General features: G+C 62.3%; 7 protein-coding genes. 4 read left to right on the top strand and 3 right to left on the bottom strand.

What is annotated here, in order from left to right:
- Positions 1-886 precede the first annotated feature (886 nt).
- The 3 genes from HOY34_RS16800 to bioB all read left to right on the top strand — a co-directional run bounded on the left by HOY34_RS16800 (position 887) and on the right by bioB (position 3,230).
- Positions 887-1,555 (top strand): GntR family transcriptional regulator, encoded by a 669-nt coding sequence (locus tag HOY34_RS16800; RefSeq protein WP_172364952.1) that lies wholly within the window; start codon positions 887-889, stop codon positions 1,553-1,555.
- An 86-nt stretch (positions 1,556-1,641) separates the two neighbouring features.
- Positions 1,642-2,208 carry a biotin transporter BioY gene (locus tag HOY34_RS16795; protein ID WP_253944515.1) on the top strand — a complete coding sequence of 189 codons (567 nt, stop codon included), beginning with the start codon at positions 1,642-1,644 and terminating at the stop codon, positions 2,206-2,208.
- A complete protein-coding gene (bioB, locus tag HOY34_RS16790; RefSeq protein ID WP_172364948.1) occupies positions 2,208-3,230 on the top strand; it encodes a biotin synthase BioB in 1,023 nt (340 codons plus the stop codon). Before HOY34_RS16795 ends, bioB begins: the two co-directional genes overlap by 1 nt.
- Before the next feature lie 89 nt (positions 3,231-3,319).
- On the opposite strand, the gene HOY34_RS16785 is transcribed toward bioB, so the two are convergent.
- The 3 genes from HOY34_RS16785 to HOY34_RS16775 all read right to left on the bottom strand — a co-directional run bounded on the left by HOY34_RS16785 (position 3,320) and on the right by HOY34_RS16775 (position 6,244).
- Positions 3,320-4,720 carry a YncE family protein gene (locus tag HOY34_RS16785; protein ID WP_172364947.1) on the bottom strand — a complete coding sequence of 467 codons (1,401 nt, stop codon included), beginning with the start codon at positions 4,718-4,720 and terminating at the stop codon, positions 3,320-3,322.
- A 27-nt stretch (positions 4,721-4,747) separates the two neighbouring features.
- Positions 4,748-5,158 carry a hypothetical protein gene (locus HOY34_RS16780; RefSeq protein WP_172364945.1) on the bottom strand — a complete coding sequence of 137 codons (411 nt, stop codon included), beginning with the start codon at positions 5,156-5,158 and terminating at the stop codon, positions 4,748-4,750.
- 168 nt (positions 5,159-5,326) lie between these two features.
- Positions 5,327-6,244, bottom strand: coding sequence for an alpha/beta hydrolase (locus HOY34_RS16775; RefSeq protein ID WP_172364943.1), 918 nt, complete (start codon positions 6,242-6,244; stop codon positions 5,327-5,329).
- 417 nt (positions 6,245-6,661) lie between these two features.
- Here HOY34_RS16775 and HOY34_RS16770 point away from each other — a divergent pair, with 417 nt between their 5' ends.
- Positions 6,662-8,896 (top strand): FepA family TonB-dependent siderophore receptor, encoded by a 2,235-nt coding sequence (locus HOY34_RS16770; RefSeq protein WP_172364941.1) that lies wholly within the window; start codon positions 6,662-6,664, stop codon positions 8,894-8,896.
- Positions 8,897-8,949 lie beyond the last annotated feature (53 nt).

Raw genomic sequence — 8,949 nt, 5'->3', positions numbered from 1 at the left:
CGTTTCGGTGAGGCGGTATCTAGGCCCCGCAGACAGAACCCGCAAGGGAAAAAATGAACTTCATGACGTTTTTTTGTCAGACGCCAATAAAATAAGGCCGCCACGCAAACACATGCTCAATCCAAAATCAGACTTATCCCCAGGACAGAACCCAAAATGGGGATAACTTCGGCAAATCAACCCCATCCGCATCAGAATCAAACAGCCGATTCCCAAAGATTCGCCCCCAAAGCGCCAGGAGAAGCGCCCAGATTCGGACGACCAGAGCCAGAATCGCGGCGTATCCCCTCATCTTCACTGCACTCTGCCAGGCGCGATGACACGCGAAGCGCATGGAGATTGCCAAGGCAAAAGGCCCGGGCGATGCCGGGCACAATCCGACAGGAGCAGAACCTCCCCGCTGGCGCCCCATTATATATACAGGACAACCTGCTCCATGACCCAGCCTCGCTGAAGATCCGGGCGCAACACCGCGTCGGCCTGTCGTCTGGGCAGCAGGCTGCCGCCCGCACCGCCATGAAAGTGCGCTCCTTAAGAATAGAAGCGCTACCTTATAGCCAGGTGCAGCCGCTTCACTGCCGGGACATAAGACCTGCCCTGCCAGCCCTGCGCCTGTTTGGCATTATAGTCAGGACAGACACGATCACGCCGCAGGATCTGCGGCAGGCGTCAGAACACCCTGCGGGCAGGCCGCTTTTGACTGAGCGGCAGGCTGCATCATCTGCTTATATATAGAGCGACTTCAGACCCCAGGGCGGCCCTGCTCGCCCTGAAGCGCTTTGCTGTCGGGCGAAGCAAGGCAGCGCCCCCTGGCTTCCGGCCCATCAGCCGCGCTGCGCCTGTCAGGCAAGATAGACAGCCAGAGGCGCGCATATTATCTATAGTTATGAGCACCCCAAAGAACACACTCGCCGAACAGATCAGCCGCGAACTTGCCAACCGGATCATCTCTGGAACCATCGGACCGGGCGAGCGGCTGCGGCAAGACCATATCGCCACCGAATTCGGGGCCAGTCATGTGCCCGTGCGCGAGGCCTTTCGCAGGCTGGAGGCACAGGGCCTTGCGATCAGCGAGCCGCGCAAGGGGGTGCGCGTGGCAGGCTTCAGCAAGGCCGAGGTCCGCGAGGTCGCCGGCATGCGCGCTGCACTGGAAACCCTTGCCCTGCGCAATGCCGCATCCCGCCTGACCCCTGCCATCCTTGATCGCGCCGAAGAGGCCATGAAAGCAGGCGACCATGCCAAAGATGTATGGGCATGGGAAGAAACCAACCGGGCCTTTCATCGCATCCTTCTTGAACCCTGCGCGATGCCACGGCTGATGCGCAGCATCGACGATCTTCACGCGGCCAGCGCCCGCTTTCTCTTCTCGGGCTGGCGCGCGGAATGGGAGGCGCCGACCGATCGCGACCACCGCGCGATCCTTTCAGCCCTGCGCGGCGGCGATATCATCAGCGCCTGTGCGGTCCTCGCCCGGCATGTTCAGTGGAGCGGGCCGAAAGGGGCCACCCTTGGCAACAAGAGCCGCGCGGGCCAGTCACCAGCAGATAATCTATAATATTTGATTGAAGGTTGCCAATTTTCCGCCCTGCACCATCAATGCCGGGACGGATTCGTCATATTATCTATAATATGGAGGCAGCCTTGATCCTGCAAACCTATCAAAGCACTCGCGCCGCTCGGGCTATACCCAATATCCTTGTGGTGATCATGGGCGTTGCGCTTATGACGCTGGCGGCCCGGACACAGGTGCCGTTCTGGCCAGTGCCAATGACGCTGCACACCCTGGCGGTGATGGGCTTCGCGGTGGCACTTGGGCCCCGCATGGCCGTGGCAATCGTCTCGGCCTATCTGGCAGCCGGGGCGATGGGGGTGCCGGTGTTCTCGGGCTCGCCCGAGCGCGGCATCGGCCTTGCCTATATGGTGGGCCCAACCGGCGGCTATCTGCTGGGCTATCTTCTGGCCGCAGGACTGACAGGTTATCTGGCCCGGGGGCGCGGCACTTTGGGCCGGTTTGGCGCGATGGGGCTGGGGCTGGTTGTGGTCTATGCGGCGGGGGCGGCCTGGCTTGCCACGCTGCTTCCGGCCAACCAGATCCTGGCGGTCGGGGTGCTGCCCTTTGTGATCGGCGATCTGGCGAAAATCGCGCTGGTGGCGATGGGGGCCGCATTGATCCCTGCGCTTATCACCCGACTGCGGGGGCGGATTTGATGGGAACGCCCAGGCTGCGGCATGACTGGAGCATTGCCGAAATCACCGACCTGCTGGAACTGCCGCTGCTGGAGCTGGTCAGCAAGGCCAATGCAGTCCACAGTGCCTTTCACGATCCGAACCGGCTGCAAAAAGCCAGCCTTCTGTCGATCAAGACCGGGGGCTGCCCGGAAAACTGCGCCTATTGCCCGCAATCCGCCCATCATAAAGAGGTAAAACTGTCGCGTGAGCGCCTGATGGACCCCGATAAGGTGATCGCCATGGCCGCGACCGCCAAAGCCGCCGGGGCCGAACGCTTTTGCATGGGCGCCGCCTGGCGGCAAGTGCGCGACGGGCAGGAATTCGACGCGGTACTGCGCATGATTGAGGGCGTTCGCGCCCTGGAGATGGAGGCCTGCGTTACGCTCGGCATGCTGAAACCCCATCAGGCGCAGCGCCTGGCCGAGGCCGGGCTGACCGCCTATAACCACAACCTCGACACCAGCCCCGAGTTCTACGACCAGATCATCACCACCCGCACCTATGCAGACCGCCTTGATACGCTGGCGACAGTGCGCGCCTTTGGCATAGAGCTGTGCTGCGGCGGCATCATCGGCATGGGGGAAACGATCAGGGACCGCGCCTCGATGCTGCAGGTGGTGGCGGCCATGACGCCCCATCCCGAAAGCTTTCCGATCAATGCGCTGGTTCCGGTCGCGGGCACGCCGCTTAGCCATCGGGACCGGATTGATCCGCTGGAGATGGTGCGGATGGTGGCGACCGCGCGCATCGTGCTGCCCGCCTCGATGGTGCGGCTTTCGGCGGGACGGTCCAGCCTGAACCGCGAGGCGCAGATCCTGTGCCTGATCGCCGGGGCCAACTCTATCTTCTATGGCGATACGCTGCTGACCACCCCGAATGCGGGGATCGGCGAGGATGCCGCGCTGCTTGATGCGCTGGCGGGGCAGTCATCCGCTTTCACCCAGGCGGGCGATGATCCTGCGCAAGCCCCTGTCAGCACGCCGGAGCTGGCACCCTTATGATGTGAAAACAGCGCCGCCCCAGGGAAAGGGGGCGGCGCTGCATCCTGTCGCGCAGAACCCGGCAAAACGCCGGATGCGCCTGGCGGCGCTTATTCCGCTTTCAGGCGGATGCGCCAGATATTGTCGCCGGTCGGGTCATCTTCGCCGCGGGCTTTGTTGACCGCCCAGACATTGCCCTCACCATCGGCACGCAGCTGGTTCGGCATATTGCCCGCATCCAGGTTTGCAACGATCTCACCGCTGGTATTGACCACCGTGATCGTGCCCGCACCGCGATTGGCAACATAGGCCAGGCGCGAAACCGGCTCGAAGGTCACGTTCAGCGGCTGTGCGCCAACGGGAACGTCATGCAGCACCTCGCCGCTTTCGGCGCTGACGATCAGCAGATTGTCGCTGCCCTGCGAGCCCACAAAAATCAGCCCGTCCTTCGCGTCATAGGCCACGCCCGAGGCAGCTTTCGCCCCCGGCAGCGCGATCACTTTCGTCTCATGGGTTTTCAGATCGATGACCGCCGCCTCATTGGTGCTCATCGAGACGTTGATCAGCCTGGAGCCGGTCGGGTCGATATCCAGCGCCATCGCCGACCATTCGCCGCCGCGCTGCGCCGAGGTCACCACGATCGGCTCCAGCTTTTCCAGCGTGGCGGTGTCAAAGACCTCGATATTGCCGGTGCGGGTGGCCGAGGCATAGGCGCGCCCGTTCACCTGGTCGATCACCACGTCGCGGGCATGGTTGACGGTGCCCGGCTCGAACTGCTTCACCAGCGACAGATCATCCTGCTTATAGACCGAGATGGTGTTCTGGCGGGTATTGGTGACCCAGACATTGCCATTGGCATCATCAACACCAACGCCATAGGCCGCGAAAACGCCACCATCCGAGCCATCCTCACGCGCCGGGGCCGCCTCTGGGGTGATCTGCGCCAGCGCATTCAGCGTATCGGCATCCAGTTTGGTCAGCGCCGATTGCGCAACCGGCGGCCGGCCCACGGCCGAGGTCACAAAGACCGCATTATTCGCCTTGCTATAGGCCACCTGATACAGACCCCGGGTGACCGGACCATTGACGATGTCGAATTTCTCAGCCCCCGACAGCGGCACATCGGGCGAGATCTTCAGCGTGACGATCTGCGCGCCTGCGGGCTTTTCGGCGATGACCAGGATCGGCTGCTGGCCAACTGCCGCATCGGCATCGACCGCGATCTCAAAGCTGAACTTGCCCTCGGCATCGACCACAATCGGGCCCTCTGCGTTCAGCACGTTCGGGCCGCGCATCAGGGTGATTTCCTGCCCCGGCACCAGATCCTGGCCCGAGATCACCGCTTTGCTGCCCTTCAGAACCGGGGCGCCGCGCTCGGCCGAGGCCGCGCTGACGCGACCGGCGAAATCAGCCGTCGGCGTGAATACGGTATCGGCATGGGCCGCAGCCGCGCTGATTGCCAGCGCCGCAACCGAGGCGGCAAGCGTCAGACGGATCGTTTTGAAAGCCATGTGTAACTCCTTCAGGCCTTTTCAGTCTCAGTTCTCACGGGCACGCAGATCGGCGCGGCCATGTTCTTTGTGGCGAAAGGCGATGCTCCATTCCCTGCGGTCGGCATCGCGTTTGACCTCGGCGCGGGCGGTGCTGCCATCGCTGCATTTCAGGCGCAGCGACGCGGCTTTGCCCGAGCCAGATTTGCCCCCGGACTTCCCCGCGCTTTTGCCGCCGGATTTCTTGCTCTGCTCGGGGATTTTTGCCCGGCCCGAGCAGACCCAGCCCGCCTGGCTGGTCACCTCGATCAGCGCGTTCTGGCCCTGATGGGTGACATCGGCACGAAGGCTGGATGAGATCTCGTCTTTCGGCCCGGCCTGCGCCAGCCCCGGGCTGAGGCAGCCAAGCACGAGACAGGCCAGCACGAGGCGGGCAATCGCGGTAAGATGTGTTTTCATATCTTCTCCTCATCACGCCGGCTGAGGAGAGTGGCTGCGTGTGTTTTCAGATGCCATTTGTGCAGCCGGCAAAAGAAGACCGGATGCAGCTTCTACGGTGGCGCCGGTGTTTTCCGGCGCTGCAAATGGGGGAAAAGCTGTCTTCTCCCCCAGATCACCCGCCCTTTGTCAGCCGGGCGGCAGGCTTTCGGCCAGGGCAAAGGCCGGGCCAAAGGATTCGACAAAGGTCTGGCCATGCCCAAGCCCTTCAAACACGGTGACGCTGACGCTGAGATCGTCGCGGGCTTTCAGGATCCCGGCCAGCTCCATCGTGCCGGGATTGGGGCGCGGTTCGGTCGGGGCATCGGTGCCGCGGCGATGCTCGCTGTCGCCCAGCATGATCAGAACCGGCGCATGATGGCGGCCATGGGGCGCGTGATCTGCCATCGCCCGCAGCACGCCGCCGCCAAACCCGGTCGAGGCGCTGACAGGGGCCCAGGCCGCGAAACTGTCAGGCTCGGCCAGAAGCGTATTCAGGGTAAAGAGCCCGCCATAGGAATGCCCCCAAAGCGTGCGACGGGCCGGATCCAATGCAGCGCGGGTGGAAACCGCCTCACGGATCGGCCCGGTCAGGCGGCTGCGAAAAGCCTCGGCGCCACCTGTGGGGCGCGCGGTCTCACGCGAGGGGGCCGCAGCCGGATCTGCGGATTCCAGCCGCACCGGCGTATAGTCAAGCGAGCGCGAGAGCGAGTCGATCGTCATATCGACCGGATAGCCAATCGCCACCACCGCAAGGCCGGGGTGCTGCTCCAGCAGGGCGGGGGTCAGGCGGTCAAAGACGGAATTCCCGTCCAGCATCCAGATTGAGGGCCAGCCGCTTGCCGGGGCCTCTGCCGTCGGGATGGCCAGAAAGGTGCGATAGCCACGCCCGTCAATATCCAGATCAAAGCGCGACAGGCTATGGCTGGCGGGCGGCGCGTCGAAGATCCGGTATTCCGGGACTTTGGCACCGCGTGCGGGGGGGGCCTGCTGGGCGACAAGCGCGGCAGGCATAAGCCATGCGAGGGCTGCACCCAACAATATCGTGCGGCGATTGGCGGTTGTCATAGGCAGATCCTTCGTTTCGGTATCAGGCCGGCGCAGAGGGGCCAGTTCAGACGGGGCAGTTCGGGCGGGCCAATTCGGGCGGACCAGCGCCAGATGCCCCCGCATATCGTCACTGACCGGAATCGGGGGCTGTTCCCCGGGCGGGCATCATGACCATTCGGCCAGCAAAGAGGCATTGGCGACTGAATTTAAGGGGATGGCGAACCAGAAATCCCGAAGGCTCTGATTGGGCTGATGTCTGAATAGTGATCCTGCCGCCACAGTCCAGAGAACTTCCCGGTCACGCGCCCGTGATGTCCGGCTTTGCGACAATTTGCGACACAATTTCCATCGCCGCCCAGAATGGACAGTGATTGATGAGCCGCAGAAGCGAGCGCCGGGCCAGCCAGAAACCCAAACCAAACATTGGGGACTGTCATGGCGCAATCCAGATCAGCACTCACTTCAGGGTCCGCACTCGGGCTGTTGCTCGCCGCCGGATTCCTTTCTTTTGCAGCTCAGGCACAGACAACTGAAGACGATACGACCGAGCAGGCCGAATCCGTCGCACTCGGCACGATAATTCTTTCGGCCGAGGATCAGATCAAACAGGCGCTTGGCGTGTCGAATATCTCGGCCGAGGACATCGCCAAACAGCCGATCGTCAATGACATCGCCCAGATCATCCGCAAGCAGCCGGGCGTCAACCTGACCGGCACCACCGCAAGCGGCGCTTATGGCAACAACCGCCAGATCGACATTCGCGGCATGGGGCCGGAAAACACCCTGATCCTGATCGACGGCAAGCCGGTGAACTCGCGCAGCTCGGCCATGATGGGCCGCTCGGGCGAGCGTGACACCAAAGGCGACAGCAACTGGGTGCCCGCCGAGCTGGTCGAGCGGATCGAGGTCATCCGTGGCCCGGCCGCCGCCCGCTATGGATCGGGCGCTTCGGGTGGTGTGGTCAATATCATCACCAAAAAGCCGACCGAGGCCACCGGCGCCATCAATCTGAACTACAATATCCCGCAGTCGAACAAAGAAGGCTCGGGCCAGCGCGCGAACTTCATGTATGCGACGCCCATCGGTGAGAATTTCGTGCTGCGGCTGAACGGCAACTACAACAAGACCGAGCCCGACGACCCCGATATCAACACCTCTGAGATCGACCCGAACGACCGCGCCACGAACCCGGCTGGCCGCTCTGGCACGATCAACAAGGATCTGGGCGTGCTTTTGTCCTGGACCCCGGTCGATGGCCATAAGATCGACTTTGATCTCGCCTTCTCGCGCCAGAGCACGATCTATACCGGCGAGGCCGAGAACTCGAACGCAGGCGTCTCGACGCCCGGCTCTGTGCCAGAGCAACTGCTGAACACCGAAAGCCGCGTCATCCACCGCCGCAACCTCGCCATCACCCATGAGGGCGAATATGATTTCGGGAAATCCTTCAGCTATCTGCAATGGGAAAGAACCCGGAACGCGACAGTTCCCGTGGGCCAGGCGGGCGCGGGCACGGGTCAGCCCAGCAGCACCGAAAAATACACAAACGAGCTGGACAGCATCAATCTGAAATCCGAATGGGTGCTGCCCTTCGCCGTTTACGGGCGCGACCAAAGCCTGACACTGGGGGCCGAATTCCGCTATGAAAAGCTGAGCGACCCGCGGAACTTCGGTCGGCCTGGCGATGGCAGCCTGCCCAATGTTGACCCCAACAACCTGACCGATCAGCTGTCGCAAAAGACCTACAGCCTTTATGCGGAAAGCAATCTCTACTGGACGGAAAAGCTGACGCTGACGCCTGCGGTTCGCTATGATTACAACTCGAATTTCGGCGGCGGCTTCTCGCCCAGCCTGAATGCGACCTATGATTTCACCGATGAATGGCAGATGAAAGTGGGGATCGGCCGGGCCTTCAAAGCGCCGAACCTTTATCAGCTGAACCCGACCTACTACTGGAACACGATGGGCAATGGCTGCCCGATCGATCCCGCAACCGGCGTTCGGATCCCCGGCCCCTGCTATGTGGTCGGCAACCCCGATCTGCAGGCCGAATATTCGATCAACAAAGAGATCGGCTTTGCCTATACCAATGACAGCGGCCTGACCGGCAGCCTGACCTGGTTCCGCAACGACTATAAGAACCGGATCGCGCAAAGCCGCTTCCCGATCACGGCACCGGGCGTGCGTCCTGCGGTTCTGGTCTGGGAAAACACCCCCAAAGCGCTGGTCGAGGGTCTTGAGGGCAATTTCGCAACCCCGCTGGGCGAGAGCTTCTTCTTCAACGCCAATGCGACCTATATGATCGAGTCGAAGGAAAAGCAGACCGGCCAGCCGCTCAGCCTGATCCCGGAATATACGATCAACGCCTCGCTGGACTGGTATGCCAATGATGATCTGACGGTCACGCTGTCTGCCACCCATTACGGCAAGATCGAAGCGCCAACCTTCAACACCTCGAACGGGGCGGCCTATGCCTATCCCGATGTCCGCGAGGCCTATACGCTTTTCGGGCTGAATGCGAACTGGCAGATCAACGATACCGTCACCCTGAATGGCGGCATCGACAACCTGTTCGACAAAAAACTGTTCCGCACCGGCCGCAGCGGTGACGCAAACAGCTATAACGAGCCGGGCCGCCAGTTCTACATCTCGCTGAACACCACGTTCTGAGTGTAGATCAGACCCGATCTCACCGTCCGGCGCAAAGGCTCCGGGCGGTGAAT

The organism is Pseudogemmobacter hezensis, assembly GCF_013155295.1.
In the GTDB taxonomy this organism is placed as follows: Bacteria; Pseudomonadota; Alphaproteobacteria; order Rhodobacterales; family Rhodobacteraceae; genus Pseudogemmobacter; species Pseudogemmobacter hezensis.
Note: the sequence above shows the minus strand (reverse complement) of the source record. Positions and strands in the feature narration are given on the sequence as shown.

Bases quoted from the DNA above. Each gene is read 5' to 3' on its own strand.
- HOY34_RS16800 (WP_172364952.1), top strand. From the start codon at position 887: ATGAGCACCCCAAAGAACACACTCGCCGAACAGATCAGCCGCGAACTT.
- HOY34_RS16770 (WP_172364941.1), top strand. From the start codon at position 6,662: ATGGCGCAATCCAGATCAGCACTCACTTCAGGGTCCGCACTCGGGCTG.
- bioB (WP_172364948.1), top strand. From the start codon at position 2,208: ATGGGAACGCCCAGGCTGCGGCATGACTGGAGCATTGCCGAAATCACC.
- HOY34_RS16785 (WP_172364947.1), bottom strand. From the start codon at position 4,720: ATGGCTTTCAAAACGATCCGTCTGACGCTTGCCGCCTCGGTTGCGGCG.
- HOY34_RS16780 (WP_172364945.1), bottom strand. From the start codon at position 5,158: ATGAAAACACATCTTACCGCGATTGCCCGCCTCGTGCTGGCCTGTCTC.
- HOY34_RS16775 (WP_172364943.1), bottom strand. From the start codon at position 6,244: ATGACAACCGCCAATCGCCGCACGATATTGTTGGGTGCAGCCCTCGCA.